General features: G+C 72.7%; 18 protein-coding genes and 1 pseudogene. 4 read left to right on the top strand and 15 right to left on the bottom strand.

Features of this window, described 5'->3' with window-relative positions; genetic code table 11:
- Positions 1-9: 9 nt before the first annotated feature.
- From ACFYYF_RS11335 to ACFYYF_RS11315, 5 genes are all read right to left on the bottom strand, one after another.
- Positions 10-1302, bottom strand: coding sequence for an RNA polymerase sigma factor (locus ACFYYF_RS11335; protein WP_388774364.1), 1293 nt, complete (start codon positions 1300-1302; stop codon positions 10-12).
- A complete protein-coding gene (locus tag ACFYYF_RS11330) occupies positions 1293-1634 on the bottom strand; it encodes a YciI family protein (protein WP_388773842.1) in 342 nt (113 codons plus the stop codon). Before ACFYYF_RS11330 ends, ACFYYF_RS11335 begins: the two co-directional genes overlap by 10 nt.
- The gene (locus ACFYYF_RS11325; protein ID WP_388773839.1) at positions 1631-2377 is read right to left on the bottom strand and encodes a nuclear transport factor 2 family protein; all 747 of its coding nucleotides are present in this window, start codon (positions 2375-2377) and stop codon (positions 1631-1633) included. The genes ACFYYF_RS11330 and ACFYYF_RS11325 overlap by 4 nt, the downstream gene beginning before the upstream one ends.
- 92 nt (positions 2378-2469) lie before the next feature.
- A complete protein-coding gene (locus tag ACFYYF_RS11320) occupies positions 2470-3723 on the bottom strand; it encodes a cytochrome P450 (RefSeq protein WP_388773837.1) in 1254 nt (417 codons plus the stop codon).
- Between the two features lie 78 nt (positions 3724-3801).
- A complete protein-coding gene (locus ACFYYF_RS11315; protein ID WP_388773835.1) occupies positions 3802-4635 on the bottom strand; it encodes an alpha/beta fold hydrolase in 834 nt (277 codons plus the stop codon).
- 132 nt (positions 4636-4767) lie between these two features.
- Between ACFYYF_RS11315 and ACFYYF_RS11310 the strand changes: the two genes are divergently transcribed.
- The 4 genes and pseudogenes from ACFYYF_RS11310 to ACFYYF_RS11295 all read left to right on the top strand — a co-directional run.
- Positions 4768-5217 (top strand): MarR family winged helix-turn-helix transcriptional regulator, encoded by a 450-nt coding sequence (locus tag ACFYYF_RS11310; protein WP_388773832.1) that lies wholly within the window; start codon positions 4768-4770, stop codon positions 5215-5217.
- Positions 5218-5407: 190 nt separating this feature from the next.
- A complete protein-coding gene (locus ACFYYF_RS11305; protein ID WP_388773829.1) occupies positions 5408-6205 on the top strand; it encodes a nitrilase-related carbon-nitrogen hydrolase in 798 nt (265 codons plus the stop codon).
- 610 nt (positions 6206-6815) lie between these two features.
- Positions 6816-8069, top strand: coding sequence for a transcription termination factor Rho (rho, locus tag ACFYYF_RS11300; protein ID WP_388773827.1), 1254 nt, complete (start codon positions 6816-6818; stop codon positions 8067-8069).
- A gap of 127 nt (positions 8070-8196) precedes the next feature.
- Positions 8197-9057 (top strand): annotated as a pseudogene (locus ACFYYF_RS11295) (D-alanyl-D-alanine carboxypeptidase family protein); the annotation flags it as partial.
- 59 nt (positions 9058-9116) lie between these two features.
- On the opposite strand, the gene ACFYYF_RS11290 reads toward ACFYYF_RS11295, so the two are convergent.
- From ACFYYF_RS11290 to ACFYYF_RS11245, 10 genes are all read right to left on the bottom strand, one after another.
- Positions 9117-10739, bottom strand: a complete 1623-nt coding sequence (locus ACFYYF_RS11290; protein ID WP_388773824.1) for a glycosyltransferase 87 family protein — start codon at positions 10737-10739, stop codon at positions 9117-9119.
- On the bottom strand, positions 10736-12151 hold the full coding sequence (mptB, locus tag ACFYYF_RS11285; RefSeq protein ID WP_388773821.1) for a polyprenol phosphomannose-dependent alpha 1,6 mannosyltransferase MptB: 1416 nt from the start codon (positions 12149-12151) through the stop codon (positions 10736-10738). Before mptB ends, ACFYYF_RS11290 begins: the two co-directional genes overlap by 4 nt.
- 92 nt (positions 12152-12243) lie before the next feature.
- Positions 12244-13194, bottom strand: a complete 951-nt coding sequence (locus ACFYYF_RS11280; protein ID WP_388773819.1) for a glutaminase — start codon at positions 13192-13194, stop codon at positions 12244-12246.
- A 222-nt stretch (positions 13195-13416) separates the two neighbouring features.
- A complete protein-coding gene (locus tag ACFYYF_RS11275; protein ID WP_361680572.1) occupies positions 13417-14253 on the bottom strand; it encodes an undecaprenyl-diphosphate phosphatase in 837 nt (278 codons plus the stop codon).
- An 83-nt stretch (positions 14254-14336) separates the two neighbouring features.
- A complete protein-coding gene (gene crcB, locus ACFYYF_RS11270) occupies positions 14337-14711 on the bottom strand; it encodes a fluoride efflux transporter CrcB (protein WP_388773816.1) in 375 nt (124 codons plus the stop codon).
- Complete coding sequence (locus tag ACFYYF_RS11265) at positions 14708-15112, bottom strand: DUF190 domain-containing protein (protein ID WP_361680578.1); 405 nt, start codon at positions 15110-15112, stop codon at positions 14708-14710. Before ACFYYF_RS11265 ends, crcB (ACFYYF_RS11270) begins: the two co-directional genes overlap by 4 nt.
- Positions 15109-15585 (bottom strand): fluoride efflux transporter CrcB, encoded by a 477-nt coding sequence (crcB, locus tag ACFYYF_RS11260; RefSeq protein WP_388773813.1) that lies wholly within the window; start codon positions 15583-15585, stop codon positions 15109-15111. Before crcB (ACFYYF_RS11260) ends, ACFYYF_RS11265 begins: the two co-directional genes overlap by 4 nt.
- Before the next feature lie 317 nt (positions 15586-15902).
- Positions 15903-17498, bottom strand: a complete 1596-nt coding sequence (gene dacB, locus ACFYYF_RS11255; RefSeq protein ID WP_388773810.1) for a D-alanyl-D-alanine carboxypeptidase/D-alanyl-D-alanine-endopeptidase — start codon at positions 17496-17498, stop codon at positions 15903-15905.
- 363 nt (positions 17499-17861) lie between these two features.
- Positions 17862-18836 carry an SMP-30/gluconolactonase/LRE family protein gene (locus ACFYYF_RS11250; RefSeq protein ID WP_388773807.1) on the bottom strand — a complete coding sequence of 325 codons (975 nt, stop codon included), beginning with the start codon at positions 18834-18836 and terminating at the stop codon, positions 17862-17864.
- 4 nt (positions 18837-18840) lie between these two features.
- Complete coding sequence (locus tag ACFYYF_RS11245; RefSeq protein ID WP_361680590.1) at positions 18841-19128, bottom strand: helix-turn-helix domain-containing protein; 288 nt, start codon at positions 19126-19128, stop codon at positions 18841-18843.
- Between the last annotated feature and the right edge of the window lie 51 nt (positions 19129-19179).

Raw genomic sequence — 19179 nt, 5'->3', positions numbered from 1 at the left:
GAAGAGCCCCTACGCCGATCGACACTCTCCGAGCCGCTTCTCCAGAAATCTCCGCTCGGCCGCGTTCTCCACCAGTGCGAGGGCCCGTTCGTAGGCCTCGGAGGCCTCCGCCGTGCGTCCGGCGCGGCGCAGCAGGTCCGCCCGGGTGGCGGGCAGCAGGTGGTACGCGTCGAGTTCGCCCTCCTCCTCCAGTTCGGCGACCAGGGCGAGGCCCGCGTCGGGGCCTTCGGCCATGCCCACGGCGACCGCCCGGTTGAGGCGGACCACGGCGGAGGGCACGAAGCGCCGGAGTTCGCCGTAGAGGGCGGCGATGTCGGCCCAGTCGGTCTCCCCTGCCGTGGCGGCGGTGGTGTGGCAGGCGGCGATGGCGGCCTGGATCTGGTAGGGCCCGGGGCGTCCGCGGCGCAGGGCCGTCTCCAGGAGTGCGGCGCCCTCGTCCGCCTCGGCGGTGTCCCAGGCGCCACGGTCCTGGTCCTCCAGGGTGACCAGGTCGCCCGCGGGGTCGACGCGCGTGCCGCTGCGGGCGTCGTGGAGTAGCAACAGGGCGAGCAGTCCGAGGACTTCGGGTTCGTCGGGCATCAGCCGGGCCAGGACGCGGGCCAGCCGGATCGCCTCCGCGGAGAGGTTCGCGCGCACCAGATCGGCGCCGGCCGTGGCGGCGTACCCCTCGTTGAAGAGCAGATAGAGCACGCCGAGGACCCCCGTGGTGCGTTCGGGCAGGAGGTGCGCGGGCGGTACTCGGTAGGGGATGCCCGCGTTGCGGATCTTCCGCTTGGCGCGCACCAGCCGTTGTGCCATCGTCGCCTCGGGGACGAGGAAGGCGCGCGCGATCTCGGGCGTGGTCAGCCCGGCGAGGGTGCGCAGGGTGAGCGCCACCCGGGCCTCGATGGCCAGCGCCGGGTGACAGCAGGTGAAGATCAGCCGGAGCCGGTCGTCCTGGACCCCGCTCCCGTCGTCGGGATTCGACGCGTACGGGTTGTACGTGTTGTACGGGCCGTACGCCTCGTACGGTCCCTCGTCGCGCCCCGACACCGCCACCTCCCGCAGTTTCCGCGCACCGACCTCCTCGCGGCGCAGGACGTCCAGGGCCCGGTTGCGCGCGGTCGTGGTCAGCCAGGCGCCGGGGCGGCGCGGCACTCCGTCGCGCCGCCACCGGTCGAGCGCCTGGGCGAACGCGTCCTGCGCGCACTCCTCGGCCAGGTCCCAGTCGCCGGTCATCCGGATCAGGGTGGCGACGACCTGGCCCCACTCCTCACGGAACGCGGCCGCGACCGCCTCCTCGACGCCGTCGTTCACTCCCAGAGCGGCCGCACCTCCACCGAACCGCCGCCCAGTGCCGCCGGATGCCGGGACGCGAGCGCGATGGCCTCGTCGAGGTCGGCGACCTCGATGATGTCGATGCCCGCGACGTACTCCTTCGCCTCGACGAACGGGCCGTCGGTGAGGAGGACTTCGTCGCCCCGTACCCGGACGGTGGTGGCGTCGGCGGCCGGGCGCAGCCGGGCGCCGCCCGTCACGATGCCGCGCTCGCGCACCTCCTGGATGTACGAGGCGAACCGGGGGTCGTCGGCGATGTCATCCGGGTCCAGTTCCTCGCCGTCGACCGGGGTGCAGATGAACAGGGCGTACTTCATGCCCCCGTCTCCCCGGCCGGCGGGCGGGCGGCGTCCGACGGCACCGAGATGTGCTGGTGCACGATCTGCCAGCGGTCGCCGGCCGCGCGATAGCCCGTGGTGACGCGTGTGGTGGAGTCCAGCGTCGTACCGTCGGCGAGCGGGGCGCGCAGGCGCACCAGGGCGTGGCTGAAGGCGACGCTCTCGTCGATCCGCAGCCGGAAGTCGAGGACCTCGCGGTCGGCGGGCCCGGCGAGCGCCGCGAACCACTGTTCCTCCGCCTTGCGCAGGGCGTCGGCGCCGCTCTGTTCCATGCCGCTCACGGGGTGGAAGACCTCGACGTCGGGGGCGTAGCAGGCCATGGCCCGGTCGAGGTCCCGTTCGCGCAGGGCCTCGGTGAGCTCGGCGTCGAGGCGGCGGATCTCCCCCGCGGCGTCCTCGTCGTCCCAGAACGGGCGGACCTCCATGGCGCCGATCGTCGCGACGGGGTGTTTCGCGGCGGCCTCGATCGCCTCCTCGATGTCGGCGCAGTCCAGGATGTCGAAGCCGGCGACGTACTCCTTCGTCTCGGCGAACGGCCCGTCGGTGCGGAGCACTTCGCCGTCGCGCACCCGGACGGTGACCGCGTCGGCGGGCCGCCGGAGCCGGTGGCCGTGCAGCCGGACGCCGCGCTCGGCGCCCAGTTCCTCGACCCACGGTTCGACGGGCGCCATCCCGGAGGCGTCGGCGGTGTCGTCGCCGCAGACCAGCAGCATGTACTTCATGGTTCCTCCTGGTACTCATGAGCTTCCTACACCCCACCGACGGACGGCGCCCCGGCGAATCGACAGGCGGCGGAAACTTTTTCCCTACGCCGTCAGACGCGGGAGGTACCGGGCCGCACGGGAAGGACCTGGACGCTGTTGCCGACGAAGCTGGTCTGCTGGGTGAGCTCCGTCTCGGGGACGGCGAGGTCGAGGTCGGGGAACCGGGTGAACAGCCGTTCCAGGGCGATGGTGGCCTCCATCCGGGCGAGCGGCGCGCCGAGGCAGTAGTGGGCGCCGTGCCCGAGGGAGAGGTGGCGGACGGCGTCGGGCCGCCCGGGGCGGGTGACGTCGAACCGGTCGGCGTCCGGTCCGTGCGCGGCTTGGTCGCGGCCCGCGGCGGTGTAGCCGGCGAGGACGGGCGTGCCCTGGGGGATGAGGGTCCCGTCGACGGTCAGGTCCCGTACCGGGTAGCGGAACGGGAAGTAGCTGACGGGGGCGTTCCAGCGCAGGGTCTCCTCGACGACGTCGCCCCAGCCCGCCTCGCCCTCGAGGACCGCGGCGAGCTGGTCGCGGTGCCCGCACAGTGCCCGTACGGCGTTGGTGATCAGGTTCAGGGTGGTCTCGTGCCCGGCGATGATCATGAGGACGAGGGTGCCGAGGAGTTCCTGCTGGCTGAGCCGGTCGCCTTCCTCATCCCGGGCGGCGATCAGGGCGCTGGTGAGGTCGTCTCCCGGGTTCTCGGCGCGGGCGGCCGCGACGGCGCTCAGCACGGCGATCAGTTCGCGGTTGGCGGCGACGGCCTGTTCGGGGCCGATGTCGGTGGCGACGACCTGGTTCGTCAGGTGGTGGAGGGAGTCGCGGTACTCGGCGTCGACACCGAGGAGTTCACCGATGACGCTCATCGGCAGCGGGAGCGCGAAGTGCGCGCGCAGGTCGGCCACTCCCCCGCCCGCCTCGGCCGCCGCGTACAGGCCGTCGAGCAGTTCCGAGGTCAACTCTTCGATGCGGGGACGCAGTTGCTCGACGCGTCGGACCGTGAACGCCTTGCTGACGAGGGACCGCAGCCGCCGGTGGTCCTCGCCGTCGGCGGTCGTCATCCCCTGCACGGTGGCGAAGGTCATGAGCGGCCAGCCGGCGGCTATCCGCCCCTCGCGCAGGGCCGTGAAGTGCTGGGCCCCTTTGGCGACGTCCGGGTGGGCGAGGAATTCCTTCAACGCCTCGTGTCCGAGCACCACCGCGCCCTCCACCGCGCCGGGCAGTTCCACCGCGGCGACGGCGCCCCGCGCCAGCAGCCGGGCGTTGTCGGCGTGCGGGCAGCCGCCCGCGGGGTCCAGGCGGTGCGGCGTGACGGACGAGGTGTCCACCGTGTTCTCCTTGCTACTGGGCCGGGTTGACGGTCGTACGACAGCAACTGGCTTCGTACGACGATCGATTGTGCCTGTTCAGAGCAGCGTGCGCAGCAGCTCCGCGAAGCCCTTCGGGTGGGTCAGGTTGCCGTTGTGACCGCCGGGGAAACGGACCGGGGCGATGCCGAGTCCGGCAGACAGTTCCTCGGCGCAGCGGTAGTCGAACACCTGGCCCGGTGTGGTGCGTCCGGCGGCGGCGACGATACGGACCGGTCCCTGGCGGAGCGCGGAGATCTCGTCCTGTCCGAGTTCGGCCCGGCTCATCGTCACGGCGTCGTGCGCGATGAAGAAGGTGAAGTTCGCTTCGCGGGACGCGTCGAACGGGGCCAGTCTCGCGCCCGGTTCGACCTCCTGGCGGGCCGGGTCGATCCCGAGGATCTCGCCGATCCTGCGTACTCCGGCGATCCAGCCGTCCTCGTGGAAGACCTCCCGCATCTCGTCCAGCTCGCGCCGCGCCCGCAGCTTCTCGGCCTCGGGGAGCATGCCGGGAATGGCGGGCTCATGAGCGACCAGGACGCTCAGCCGCTCCGGCCTTCGCCGGGCGAGGCGGAGCCCGATGACGGCCCCCATGCTGCACCCGAGCATCAGCGCGGGCCCGTCGGCGAGGTGGGCCAGAAGCCTGTCCACGTCGTCCACGTGCTCGTCGAGCGTGGCACCGCGGGCCGGGTCGTCGAGGACGCTGCGGGACAGACCACGCCGGTCGTACGTCACCACGGTGTAGGCGTCGACGAGGTGGTCGACCATCGCGTCACTGCGGTTGGCGTCGCCCTCGCCGCTCTGCGACACGAGCAACAGGGGCCCCTCACCGCGCACTTCGTAGTGGAGGGCGGCGCCGGGGACGGGCAGCGAGCCGGTACGGGTGGCCTGCATGACGGGCTCCTCACGTGGTCGTGCGCGGACACTCCCCGGTGTCGCGCTGCCTTCGAACGTAGTCCATCATTTTTGATACATCAAGAGAGATGCATTATTTCTGATGCATCTTGCTTGATACGATCTGGAGCCATGAACGGAGCGGAACTCTTCCTGCTGGGCCGGACCCTGATGAAGATCGGCGAGGAGGCCATTCCCGCCGAAGGCGTCGGCCGGCGGTCCACGAGCACCCGGTCCATGCTGATCGTGATGCTGGACGTCTACGCCAACCCCGACACGACGGTCGGCGAGGTCGCCGTCCGCACGGGCCTGCCGCAGAGCGCCGTGTCGGCGTGCGTGGCGCGCCTCAAGGAGGCGGGCTCGGTCCTCACCGTGACCGACCCGGCCGACCGCCGCCGCTCCCTGATCCGGCGCGACCCCGAGGTCACCGGCCGCCGGGCCGAGGTCGCGGCGACCCCGGTCGACGCCGCGCTGGGCGCCGCCCTCGGCACCGAGGACGACGCGGAGATCGCCGAGACCGTGGCCCTCCTGGAGCGGCTCGCCGCACGGCTGTCGCCGGACGTCCTCGGGCGCCTGCGCTGACCCGGCCGGGACCGGCCCGCCGGAGGAACCCGGCCGGGGTCGGCCCGTCCCGCGACGACCTGACCGGGGACTCCGGCCGCCCCGGCCCGGAGGCGGCCCGCCACGGGAAGCGGGAAGCGCACCTCCGTCCTTACGCTCGTAGAGACAGGTTTCCCTTGGACCGCCCGGCGCGGTCCCGGAGGTGACAGGCATGCGCGCCTCGCTGATACAGCTCTCCGTGGACGATCCGGACTCCGCGGACGAGCGCCGCCGCCGGGCGGCCTCGCTGGTCCGCGCCCGGGCGGGCGACGATCTGGTGGTCCTGCCGGAGCTGTGGGCGGCCGGCGCCTGGGCGTACGACCGCTGGGGCCAGGACGCCGAGGGGATCGACGGCCCCACCGCGGAGGCGATGTCCGCGGCGGCACTCGAGGCGGGGGTCTGGCTGCACGCGGGGTCCATCGTCGAACGGGACACGGACGGCACGCTGTACAACACCGCCCTGCTCTTCGACCGGTCCGGCGAGCTGCGGGGCCTCTACCGCAAGATCCACCGGTACGGCTTCGACACAGGCGAGGCGACCCTGATGGGCGGGGGCGACGCCATCGTCACCGTGCCCACCGAGCTCGGCGTGATCGGCCTCGCCATCTGCTACGACCTGCGCTTCCCCGAGCTCTTCCGGGGCCTGCTCGACGCGGGCGCGGAGCTCATCGCGATCCCCGCCGCATGGCCCGCGGCCCGGCTCACCCACTGGCAACTCCTCACCCGGACGAGGGCTTTGGAGGAGCAGGTCTTCCTGCTGGCCTGCTGCGCGACGGGCACGCACGGCGGTATGCGGCAGAACGGGCACAGCGTGGCCGTCGATCCCTGGGGAACCGTGCTGGGTGAGGCCGGCACGGCGGAGGAGACACTGACGGTGGACCTCGACATGGGTCAGGTCGCGCTGATGCGCTCCGAACTGCCCGTCCTGCGCGACCGCGTGCTCGCCATCGAGGCCCCCCGGCGACGGTGAATCGCGCCTCGCGCCAAGCGGACCGAGGCACCTCGGAATCGCGAATCCGGCCACAAGCCAAGCCGGCCAAGACACTTCGGAAACGGTGAATCCGACCGCGAGCCAAGCGGACCAAGGCACTTGGGAAGAGGTGTACCAGCGCGCAAGCCAAGCGGGGGCCTGGGCACTTCGGAAGCGGTGCATCAGGCCGCAGCCAAGCGGGCCTGGGCACTTCGGAAGCGGTGCATCAGGCCGCAGCCAAGCGGGCCTGGGCACTTCGGGAGTGACGCATCCGGCGCCCTCCCGTGCGGAACATGGCGACCGGGAGCCGATGCGTCCCGCGCCGGGCCACCCGGGGACACCACGGCAGGGGCACTCGGGGGACACGACGGCACGGCCACCCGTCGGACGATCGCCCGGATCGGCGCCGTACGCCGGGCTCTCGATCCGCTGAGACGCGGATCACGCCCCCACCGCCTCAACCCGTGCTACTCTGCCAAGAGCACTCGTGTACGCCTCCTTCTTCAGGCGCCGGTGCCAGTTCCCTTCTCCCGCCGCCACTTCGTCGATTCCGACGGGCGGACCGGCTTCTCGGCACCACCTCACACAGACCGCCGGGGTTCCTACCGTCGTGCCCGAGGTGATGTTCCCGCCGCACCGAGGCGCGTCCCGCGCCCCCTCCTCGCGGCCTCTCCCCTTCCTCACGCATGCCCATGCGATCCCGTCCCCGAGAGGACATCCCATGACCACCACACTCGAACACCCCCCGGTACAGGAGCGGCCCCAGGCCCGGACCGCCGCCGCCGGTGTCCTCGACATCGACGGCAGCGGGAAGGGGCACCTGCGCTCCGCGAACCTCCTGCCCACGCCCGACGACCTCCAGGTCTCCCCCGCGCTGATCCGCCGTCACGGCCTGCGCAAGGGCGACACCGTGGAAGGCGTGCGCGGCGGGCCCCGGACCCTCACCGAGGTCGAGCGGGTCAACGGCCGCGGCCCCGAAGAGCCGCGCCGCCGCCCGCACTTCGGCGACCTCACCCCGCTGCACCCGCGCGACCGGATCCGGCTGGAGCACCCCGCGAGCGGCCTGAGCGGACGCGTGATGGACCTGATCTCGCCGGTCGGCAAGGGCCAGCGCGGCCTGATCGTCGCCCCGCCCAAGACCGGCAAGACCGTGCTGCTCCAGCAGATCGCCGCCGCCGTGGCCGGCAACCACCCCGAATGCCATCTGATGGTGGTGCTGCTCGACGAACGCCCCGAGGAAGTCACCGACATGCGCCGCTCCGTACGCGGCGAGGTGTACGCCTCCACCTTCGACCGGACACCCAAGCAGCACATCGCGCTCGCCGAGCTCGTCGTCGAACGGGCCAAGCGGCTCGTGGAGGCGGGCCAGGACGTCGTGATCCTGCTCGACTCGCTCACCCGGCTGTGCCGGGCCCACAACAACGCGGCCGCCGCCGGCGGGCGCACCCTCAGCGGCGGAGTCGACGCCGCCGCCCTCCAGGGCCCCAAGCGGTTCTTCGGCGCGGCGCGCCTGGCCGAGGAGGGCGGCTCCCTCACCATCCTCGCCACCGCCCTGGTGGAGACCGGCTCCCGCGCCGACGACTACTTCTTCGAAGAGCTCAAGAGCACCGGCAACATGGAGCTCCGGCTGGACAGGACCCTGGCCGCCCGTCGCGTGTTCCCCGCGGCCGACATCACCCCTTCGGGCACCCGCCGCGACGAACTCCTGCTGTCTCCGGCTGAGTCGACCGCCGTACGAGGCCTGCGCCGCGCGCTGCTGACACGGGACGGTCAGTCCGGCCTGGAGACCCTCCTGGAACGTCTGCGTGCCACCCCGGACAACGCGACGTTCCTGCGCCGGATCCAGCCCACACTGCCCTCCTGAGACACCGTGCCGCCCTCAGCCCGCCCGGCGGTCCCGGCCGCCCCGCGCCTGCGGCATCCGGGTGCTCGACGGCGCCGCTCGGCCCGGCCACCCCGGCGTGTCTCGCCTCCGTTTCTACGTTTGCGGTATGACCATCGGATTCTCATTCCGGACCGTCGCCTCTCGCTCCACGGTCACGCGTGCCGCCCTGACCTGTTCCGCCGTGTGCGCGGCCGGTCTGCTGGCCGCGGCGCAGAGCCCGGCCACCGCACTCGCCGACGCGGCCCCCGGGGCGCCCCGGCCCGCCGCGCCACCCCGTTCGTCGCTCGATCAGCCGGGTACACAGGTACGGCCCCGGCCCGGCGCACCCGATGTCCCCGAGGACGTCTCCGCACTGTCCTGGCTGGTGGCCGACGCCCGGACCGGCGACATCCTCGCCTCGTACAACGCCCACCGCAGGCTGCCGCCCGCGAGCACCCTCAAGACCCTGTTCGCCCTCACCGTCCTCCCGAAGCTGCCCGGCAGCACCCTGCACACCGTCAGGGAGCGGGAGCTGGAGGGCATCGGCGCGGGCAGCAGCATGGTCGGCGTGGCCGAGGGCATCACGTACCGCGTCGCGGACCTGTGGCGCGGTGTCTTCCTCAACTCCGGCAACGACGCCGTGCACGTGCTCGCCTCGATGAACGGCGGCTGGACGAGCACCGCCGCCCAGATGCAGGCCAAGGCCCGCTCCCTCGGCGCGTACGACACCCGCGTGGTCTCGCCCGACGGGTACGACACCCCCGGGCAGGTCTCGTCGGCGTACGACCTCGCGGTGTTCGGACGGGACGGACTGCGCAACCCCGACTTCGCCCGGTACTGCTCCACCGCCGAGGCGATGTTCCCCGGCGAGGCCGGCTCCTCGTACGGGATCCAGAACACCAACCGGCTGCTCACCGGCGCGAACGGCGTCGAGCGGTACCCGGGGCTGATCGGTGTCAAGAACGGCTACACCACCAACGCGGGCAACACCCTGGTCGCCGCGGCCAAGCACGGCAAGCGCACCCTCGTCGTGACGGTGATGAACCCTCAGGGCGGTGGGCTGACCGTGTACGAGGAGGCGCGCTCACTGCTCGACTGGGGGTTCGCGGCGGCCGGTCGGGTCGATCCCGTGGGCACGCTGCCCGAGCCACCCGCCGTCCCCGCGGCCGGCCCCTCGGCCCCCGCCCGGTCGGCCGCGCGACCCGGTCGCGCCACCCGGCCCGCGGCCACCGCCCAGCCCGCGAGCAGCGCCCGGGCGACGGCCGCCGCACCCCCCGGGGACGAGGGACTCGGCTGGTCCGGCGCGGCCGAGATCGCGGGTGCCGCCGTACTGGGCGCGGCGGGCGTCGCCCTGGGCCTGCGGCTCAAGGCGGCCCGGTCCCGGCGCGGCTGACCCACCGGCAGCCACAGCAGCAGCCCGAGCGTGATCCACGTATAGGCGTTGCTGCCGAGGAAGCCGTCGAGGCCGGACGCGTCGTCGAACCACAGCCACACCACGCTGCTGCACAGCACCGCGTACAGGGCCGCCGCGACCCGGGGCCGGCGTCTGCGCAGCAGCACGGCGAAGGACGGCAGCAGCCAGACGAGGTGGTGCACCCAGGTGATCGGGCTGACGAGACAGGCGGCCGGCCCGGTCAGGGCGAAGGCGGCGGTCCAGTCCTCGTCGGCGAGGGCGCGCGAGGTCCGCGACGCCCACACGCACAGGACCAGCAGGGCCAGCGTCGCCCACAAGGCCCTGCTCGGCTCCGCCGGTGCGACGAGCCGTGCCAGCAGCCCCTGGAGCGACTGGTTGGAGACGTAGTCCAGACGCCCGATGCGGGACGTGTCCCACAGCGCGTCGGTCCAGTAGAAGCGGGAGGCGTCCGGCGCCGCCCAGGCCGCCAGCGCGGTGGCCGCAGCGGCGACGGCCGTGGCGACACCCGCGGCCCGTCGGCGGCGGCCGAGCAGCAGCAGCGCGATGAACAGCGCGGGGGTGAGCTTGATCGCGGCGGCGAGGCCGATGCCGACGCCCGCCCGGCGGCCCCGCCCGCTCGACAGCAGCCAGGCGTCGCTCAGGACCAGGGCGAGCAGGACCAGGTTGACCTGGCCGAAGCTGAAGGTGTCGCGGACCGGTTCGAACAGCGCCAGCAGACAGGCCGCCAGAGCACAGCCGAACCAGCCGTAGCGGCGCAGTTCGGGCCCGACCAGGACACCCACGACGAGGGCCAGGGCCGCGAGGTTGAGCAGCAGGGTGACGGCGATCGCGGTGCCGAGCCCGAGCAGCGCCATGGGCAGCATGCCGACGGCCGCGAACGGCGGGTAGGTGAATCCGTACGCCGTTCCCGGCACCCGGTAGTCGTAGATGCTGCCGCCGTGGTGGACCCAGGTGTCGACCGCCCCGTAGTACACGCGCAGGTCGAACCAGTCGCGCAGGAGCGGCACGGTGGCCGTGAACACGCCGACGGCGACGGCCAGTCCGAGGACGAACAGGAAGCGCCGGCGGTCGGTGCTCAGCAGCGCCGCCACGCCGTCGGGACCTCGCCCGTCGGCCGGCGGCCGTGCTTCCGTCGTCCCCGCCGCCGTGCTCCGCGCGCTCATCGCCCTCGTCCCGGTCGTCCCGCCCGTCTCCCCCGTCTCCGCCGCCGCTCCCGTCTCGCCCGGGTCCGTAGCGTGTTTCGTGTCGTCCGTCATGCCGTCCGCTCCAGTCCCGGTGCCTGCTGACGCGCCGTCTGGTGGGCCTGCCAGAGCACGACGAGCGCGAGCAGCCCGCCGGAGACGGCGAGGATCACCTGTCCGGCGTCCGCCGGCGAGCCGCTCGGCAGCACCGCGAGCGCGAGCACCGCGCTGGCGGCCGCGACGCGCCCGCGGACCGAACCGGTGGGCGCCGCCGCCGCGATGAGGAACAGTCCCCACAGCGCGTACCACGGCCGGATCGCGGGACCGAACACCGCCACCGCGGCCAGACTCAGGCCCAGTGCGTAGACCGGGTGCGGGCGCAGCCGCAGCCATATGAACAGCACCAGCCCCACGGTCGCCACGAGTCCGACGATGTGCCAGGCGGGCAGCGCGAAGGGCGCGAGACCGCTGCCGAGCTTCTGGAGAAGGGCGCCGGTGGCGCGCCCGAGGACGCTGGTGGGTGACCAGTTGTGGGGTGAGACAGGGGTCTTGAGGGCGGCGATCCAGCCGTAGCCCGTTCCGGCCACCGCCGTCGCGGCGGCGGTCGTCGCGGCCGCGACGACGAGGGTGGTCGCCGTGACCCGCGCGATCCCCCGGCGTCCCTGCCCGCGCCCGCGCAGCGCGATCACCGCCACCAGGCCGAGCGCGGCGGGCGCCTTGACGAGGGCCGCCAGGGTGACCAGGACGATGGCCAGGGCGGGCCGGCGGCCGCGCGCCGCCACGAGGCCGACACCGAGCAGCCCGAGCATGATGGCGTCGTTGTGCGCGCCGGCCACCAGATGGAGCAGGACCAGGGGGTTCAGCGCGCCCAGCCACAGCGCGGCGGCCGGATCGGCGCCGCTGTGCCGGGCGAGGCGGGGCAGGGCCGCCGCCATGAGGGCGACGCCGAGCAGGGCGACCACGCGCATGCCGAGGAGTCCGGCCGGTATCTCCCCGCGGGTCAGCGCGGACAGTCCGCGGGCGACGGCGAGGAAGACCGGGCCGTACGGCGTGGTCGTGCTCCGCCATACCGGCGCCACCTCGTCGGCGAGCGGGCCGCCGAGTCGTGCGGGGCCGTAGGCGTAGACGTCGATGTGGGCGTCGACCATGGCGCCCTGCGCGAGATAGCTGTAGACGTCCCGGCTGAACAGCGGTGGTGCGAGCAGCAGCGGCGCCGCCCAGGTGGCCAGGACGAGCAGCAGGGCACGCGGAGCAGGCGGTTCGGGCCCGCGTACGACGGTGCCGAGCAGCGCCCAGGCCGCTATCAGCAGGACGACGCCGAAGTACACCCCGACCAGGCCGAGTACGGCCCTTCCCGACCCGGGGGCGAGGAGGTCCCGCGCGGGCAGGGCCCCGGCGGTCTCACCGCCCAGCGCGAGGACGGCGGTTCCGGCCAGGCCCAGGGCCTGGCAGCGGCGGAGATCGACGGGGAAAGCCGTGGCCAACACTCCGCAAGCGTGTCAACGCCGCATGGCCGGAAGGCGACGTGGCGCTCTCCGGACGGGGTCCGGAGCGTGACCTCCGTGTGGTGGGGCGGGACTCAGAACACCGACAGCCCGGTGAGGGTGGTGAAGCGGTCCAGGGCCGCCACGCCCGCCACCGAGTTGCCGCGTTCGTCGAGGCCCGGGCTCCAGACGCACAGGGTGCACCGGCCGGGCACGACGGCGATGATGCCGCCGCCGACGCCGCTCTTGCCCGGCAGCCCGACCCGGTAGGCGAAGTCGCCCGCGGCGTCGTAGGTCCCGCAGGTCAGCATGATCGCGTTGACCTGTTTGGCCTGGCTCCGGGGGAGCAGCCGCCCGCCGTCGGCCCGGATGCCGTGCCGGGCCAGGAATCCGGTGGCGAGGGCGAGATCGGCGCAGGAGGCCGCGATGGAGCACTGCAGGAAGTACTGGTCGAGCAGGACCGGCACCGGGTTGTCGATGTTGCCGTACGACGCCATGAAGTGGGCGAGGGCCGCGTTGCGGTCGCCGTTGGCGGTCTCGGAGGCGGCGATGTCCCGGTCGAAGTCGAGCCGCTCGTTGCCGCTCTCGGCGCGCAGGAACTCCAGCAGGACGCCGGCCGCGTCCCCGGTACGGGTCTGGAGCCGGTCGGTGACGACGAGGGCCCCGGCGTTGATGAAGGGGTTGCGCGGGATGCCGTTCTCGTACTCGAGCTGGACCAGGGAGTTGAACGGGTTGCCGGAGGGTTCGCGGCCGACGTGCTCCCACAGGGCGTCGCCCTCGCGGGCCAGGTCGAGGGCGAGCGTGAAGACCTTGGTGATGGACTGGGTGGAGAACGGCTGCCGCCAGTCCCCCACGCCGTACACCGTGCCGTCGAGCTCCGCGACGGCCATGCCGAAGCGGCGCGGATCGCAGGCGGCCAGTGCCGGGATGTAGTCGGCGGGCCGACCGCGTCCCGGGGTCTGCGCGATCTCGGTGGCGATGCGTTCCAGGATCGGCTGGAAGGTGGCGGAGGAGGGGTACGGCGATGTCCCGGGCATGATCGTCATTGTGCCGCCCCTCGCGTCCCGCGGCCCGGCGGCCCCGGCTCCGGCGCCGGCTCCGGCTCCGGCTCCGGCTCCGGCTCCGGCTCCGGCTCCGGCTCCGGCTCCGGGGTAGTACCGGGAGTGCGGGGCGCGTGGAACGTCACAGGGGGCGCGGAGCCGGAGTCCGGCTTCGCGCCCCCTGTGACGGAGCGTTCGGGGCCGGCTCGCAGCGGCCCCGCGGGTGTCTCAGCTCTCGAGGACGCCCGTGCCCAGCAGCCCGAAGAGCAGCACGCCGATGACGATCCGGTAGATCACGAAGGCGTTGAAGGAGTGCTTGGCGACGAACTTCAGCAGCCAGGCGATCGAGGCGTAGGCGACCACGAACGACACGACGGTACCGGCGATCAGCGGAGCGGCGCCGACGCCGGTGCCCAGGGCGTCCTTCAGCTCGTACAGGCCGGCGCCGGTCAGGGCCGGGATGCCGAGGAAGAAGGAGAGCCGGGTGGCGGCGACGCGGTCCAGGTCGAGGATGAGGCCGGTCGACATGGTGGCGCCGGAGCGCGAGAAGCCGGGGAAGAGCAGGGCGAGGATCTGGGAGCTGCCGACCAGCATCGCGTCCTTGAACGAGACGTCGTCCTCACCGCGCTTGTGGCGGCCCATCTGGTCGGCCGCCCACATCACGCCACTGCCCGCGATCAGCGAGCCCGCGACCACCCACAGGGAGGCCAGCGGACCCTCGATGAGCGGCTTGGCCGCGAGGCCCACGGCCACGATCGGGATCGTCGCGTAGATGACCCACCAGGCGAACTTGTAGTCGTGGTTCTGGCGCTCGTTCTTGTCACGCAGGCCACGGCCCCAGGCGGAGACGATCCGCACGATGTCCTTGAAGAAGTACACGAGCACGGCGGCGATGGCGCCGACCTGGATGACCGCGGAGAAGCCGACGACGGCGTCGTCGTCGACGGGGATCCCCATCAGGCCCTCGGTGATCTTGAGGTGGCCGGTCGAGGAGACGGGGAGGAATTCGGTCACCCCCTCGACGACTCCGAGGACGACGGCCTGACCGACGTTGATGACGCTCATGGGATCCAGTTCTGAGGAGTTGGTCGACAGTGCTGTAGACGATGCAGGAGACAGTGTTACCCATGGCGCGGGGCCCCCGGCAACTACGTCCACAAAGCTTGGGCAAACGAGACCCCGGCGGACGCCGCGCCCAGGCCCGCCGTCACGCTCACGATCACGTTGGCGGCAGCGTAGAACGCCGCACCCGTCTCGCTCAGCCGCAGGGTCTCGTAGGAGAACGTCGAGTACGTCGTCAGCGCCCCGCACAGCCCGGTTCCGATCAGCAGGCGCAGGTGCTCCGACACCTGTCCCGCCGAGGCGGCACCGGTCAGCAGCCCGAGGATCAGGCACCCTGTCACGTTCACGACGAGGGTGCCCCAGGGGAAGACCGTATCGTGCCTCAGCTGGACGGCCCGGTCGGTCAGGTACCGCAGGGGTGCGCCGACCGCGGCACCGATGATCACCAGCAGCCAGTTCACCGCGCGGTCCCGCCTTCCCCGGACGGGTCGCCGCCGGTCCCGCCGGAAGGATCACCGGGTGAGCCGCCGCGGCCCACGTAACGGATGACCTCGCAGGGGTCGAGGACCACCAGACCCTCGGTGACGAGTTCGTCGAGCTGCGGCAGGAAGGCGCGGACCCGCTCCTCGGTGTCCACGACGATCACGGCCACCGGCAGGTCCTCGCTCAGCGAGAGCAGCCGCGAGGTGTGGATGAGGGAGGAGGCCCCGAAGCCCTCGATGCCCTTGAAGACGCTGGCGCCCGCGAGGCCGGCCGCGTGGGCGCGGTGCACGATCTCCGCGTAGAGCGGCCGGTGGTGCCAGGTGTCGTTCTCGCCGATGAGTACGGTCAGCCTCAGGGCGTCGCCGGTCAGCCTGGTCATCGCTGCCTCCGTGCGAGGGCGCGGCGGGTCGCCGTCGTGCCGAGCCACACCGCCGCGAGCGCCGCGCACAGGGTCGCGGCGAGATAGCCGAGCCCGGTGCCGGGGTGGCCGGTGCCGATCAGGGTGCGGATGTCGACGGCGTACGTCGAGAAGGTGGTGAAGCCGCCGAGGACTCCGGTGCCGAGGAAGGGGCGTGCGAGGCGGTGCAGCGACCGTACGTCGGTGACGACCACCATGAGCACGCCGATGACGGCGCAGCCGACGACGTTGATCGTGAACGTGGTCCAGGGGAAGCCGCCGTCCGGCGTGGGCCAGAGCAGGCCGGCGCCGTAGCGGGCCGTGGCGCCGACGGTGCCGCCCAGGGAGACGGCCGCGACGACGGGGCCCTGGCCGCGCCAGGGGGACGGCGGGCGGGCGGGCGCGCGGACGGGAGCGCCGGACTCGCCGAGCCGCTCGGGGTGCGGGACTGTCATGGTCTCCGGTGCTCCTACTCGCCGGGCCGTGCGGGCGCACGGCATCGCAAGCAGGGACCGTTGGCGGCGTCGGTGCCGCGGTTCGGGTACGGCGGGCCCCACCGCCGTGCCGCGCTGCAAGATCGCGGCTGGTGACCAGGGTAATGCCTGACGCGCGGGCGGCGCACACGCGGTCCGTCATCCGAAGCGCCCCGCGCTCCGGCCCCGCGCGGGTGCCCGGCCCGAACGGCACAGGGGTCGCCCCGGTATCGAGGCGACCCCTGTGCCGTGGCGGTCGTGACACGTCCCGGCGCCGTGCGCCGGTGGTGGTGGCGGTGCTAGTGGCGTGCCTCTTCCGCCGAGGCCTGTTCCTGGAGGAGGGCCGTGATCTGGTTGACGTCGTTGAAGATGCTGATGAAGCTCTCGAGGTCGGCGGTCGCGGCGCCGTTGACACCGACGAAGAACGTCAGCAGGCGGCCGTCGTCGGTCTTGAGGTAGCCGGCCTCGTTCTGGGCGGTGGCGGCGAGCTGCTGGTTCAGTTCGTCGTCACCGATGACGGTGCCGGGCTTGGCGAACACCTTGCCCTTGGCCGGGCAGTTCTCGGTGCAGGAGATCCCGTTGGAGCCGTCGACTCCGAGGATCGGGAGCAGCTTGCGGAAGGCCGTGGCGTCGGGGGTGTGCAGCCAGTAGGTGAGGATCTCGACGAGGCCCTTGGGGGTGACGTGCTCGGACGGTGTGCCGCCGCGCCCGTCGGAGAGCTGGAACTGCTTGGGGTCGATGTGCGCGACGTCGGTGAGGAACTCGTGCTCGATCGGGAACGCGTCGAAGCAGTTCTTGCTGCCGCGCGCGACGGCCATGTTGCACAGCGCCAGGTTGGCGCCGAGGTTGTGGCTGACCTTCAGGATCAGCTTGGCGTACTGGCTGTACGGCGGGGAGACGTACGCGGCGACGCGGCGGTCGCCCCGGTACGAGTCGGGGAGCTGGTCCTGCGGGTTGGCCCCGGTGGGCGGCGCGGTGACGGTGACGCCGACGCGGCCGAGGGCCTCGATCAGCGCGGTGCGGCCGAAGGCGTTCGGGTCCTTGATGGCGGAGACCCGCAGCAGCGGCTGGGAGCCGGCGGCGATGGTGCCGGAGAGGTGGATCTGGGTGCCGTCGGGCGAGGCGGTCACGTCGACGGACGTGGTCCCCCCGCTGGAGACCGTCCGGACGCTGGAGGTGACGTGGTACGGCGAGACCTGGGGGCGCCACGACAGCTTGGCCGCCTGTCCGGGCCGGGTCGGAGTCGTCAGCAGGTCGATCAGGTTGTCGTTGAGGATGAGCGGGGTGGGCTGGGGGCTCAGGTCCGGGAGGTCGAACAGGCGGGGGTCGATGATGACGTCGCCGTCGACCCTGGTGATGCCGGCGTCGCGGATCTGGCGGGCGATCTGGTTGATCCCGGCGAGCGGGTTCTCAGGGGTGAGCGTCGCTCCGGGAAGTGCGGCCTCGGTGTGGTCGATGTTCGTGTAGTCCACCGAACCGTCGGGCTTGGTGCGGCCGCCCATCGTCAGGTCGCCCTGGGCGACCAGTGCCAGGTTCCCGTGCAGTGTCGACCCGGTGCGGGTGCCGGTCGCCATGACGGGAGTGGTGAAGCGGTGGTCGGGGCCGAGCGTGTGCCAGGCGGTGGACATGGTGACCAGCTTCGCCGTCGAACCGGGTACGAAGAACTGGTTCGCGAACCGGGAGTGGATCACCCGGCCGCTTTCCGGGTCCGTCTCCAGCACGCCCCACTGTGCGTGCTTGTACTCGGGCTTGTGCATGATCGCCTCGATCGCGGGCCCGAGGTCGTCGTCGTTCGCCGCCGCCGGCGGGCCGGCCGCCGCCGCCCCCGCGACGGCCGCGAGTGCCACACCGGCGGCGGCCCAGGTCCGCAACCGGCCACAGATCTTCGGTTTCATCCATTCCGCCATTTCTGGGGTCGAAGAAGCCGAGTCGACGAGGCCCGTCGCACGGGCCGACTCGCACGGGCCCTGCTCACAGGGGCGCTCCTTGCGGCATCGTAGGAACACCGACCGCGCATGCCCGGCTGCTCGGCTCCGTGCCGACAGCGCGTGGGACAACTTCATCCGGTCGGTCGATCACCGAAGCGGCGGACCAGGAGGAAGCGCGCACGCCGCTCCGCTCATACGACTGATCCCGGAGTTCCCCCGCACAGGGGCGCGGGCGCGTCACGGCGTCGGGCCCCGCTCACCTTCCGGCCGACGTCCGGCCCGCCGAAGGACTGGAGCCCGGAGATCCCGAACGCCGACGTGGCCGGCCGTTCAGACGATGGGGGCCGGAAGGTCGCAGACGGCGAGGCCCCGTTCCCAGATGCTTCCGAGAATCAGCCGGCCCTCGGACTCGCAGGCGCTGGTCACCATCCGGAACCGGGCGCGGCGGCTCTCCAGGTGGTGCACGACGGCGCCGTCGTCGTCGACCGCGAGGACCCCCGTGGTGCCCGGCGGTCTGAAGGGCGCCCGCACGGCGATCCGGGCGGCGGCACGCCGGACGGCCGGGCCCCGGCGGTGCAGGAGCTCCAGGGCTCCGACGCGGGGGCCCGCCAGGGCCACCCAGATCGGGCCGCCCGGAGCGCGCCAGAGGTTGTCCGGCTGGCCGGGCAGGTCGTCGACGAAGGTCTCGGACCGGCCCGCGCCCGGCCCGGTGAGCCAGTAGCGGACGAGGCGGAAACCGCCGGTCTCGGCCAGGACGAGGAAGGACTCGTCCGCGGACGCGGCGAGACCGTTGGCGAACTGCAGCCCCTCCAGGAGCACTTCGGGTTCCGTCTCCCCCGGCGCGAGGCGCAGCAGACAGCCCGATCCGGTGTGTTCGACGAGATCGCCGATCCACTGCTTCAGGGGGTAACTCCGGCTGGAGACGGTGAAGTACACGGTGCCGTCCGCGAGGGCGATCACGTTGCTGCAGAAGCGCAGCGGAACTCCGGCGAGACGGTCGGCGAGGACGCGGACCACTCCGTCGTCGAGTCCGACCCGCAGCAGTCCGCGTTCGGCGTCGCACACCAACAGGGCGTTGTCCGGAAGGAGTTCGAGGCCGAGCGGCCTGCCACCCGTCTCGGCCACGACCCGGACGGTGGTGCGGTCGGGGTCGCCGAGACCTTCGACGCGTACGATCCGCCCGTCCTCCAGACCGGTCAGCACGCCGCCCCTGGAGTCGGCCACCACGTCCTCGGGGCCGCGGCCGCCGAGCGTCACCGCCCGCCGGGGCGAAAGGGCTGTGGCCGTACCGGACCCGTCTCCCACGCGCTTACCAGCCCTTCTCGAAGTAGCGGCTCACCTCGGCGATACGGTACTCGTCGCGCCGGTAATAGGTCCGCCGTCCCAGCTTCTTGGCGCGCAGGAGACCGACTCCGGCGAGGAGGTCGAGGTGGGTGCGCGCCACGGCCCGGCTCACTCCGAGTTTGGCGGCGAGGGTGTCGGGGCTGACGCCGTCCTCGACGAGGTCGGCGCCACGCTGCGGCGGGAAGTGCGACGCCGGGGCGCGCAACCACTCCAGGATGTCCAGTCTTTGACTGTTGCCGGGTCCCCTCAGCATCGTGTCCCCCTCCGTCGTGACGGTCTCCCGCCACTGTCCCGCAGCAGGAGG

It is taken from the genome of Streptomyces sp. NPDC001914, from assembly GCF_042891215.1.
GTDB lineage: Bacteria > Actinomycetota > Actinomycetes > Streptomycetales > Streptomycetaceae > Streptomyces.
This window is presented reverse-complemented; position numbering and strand designations above follow the sequence as displayed.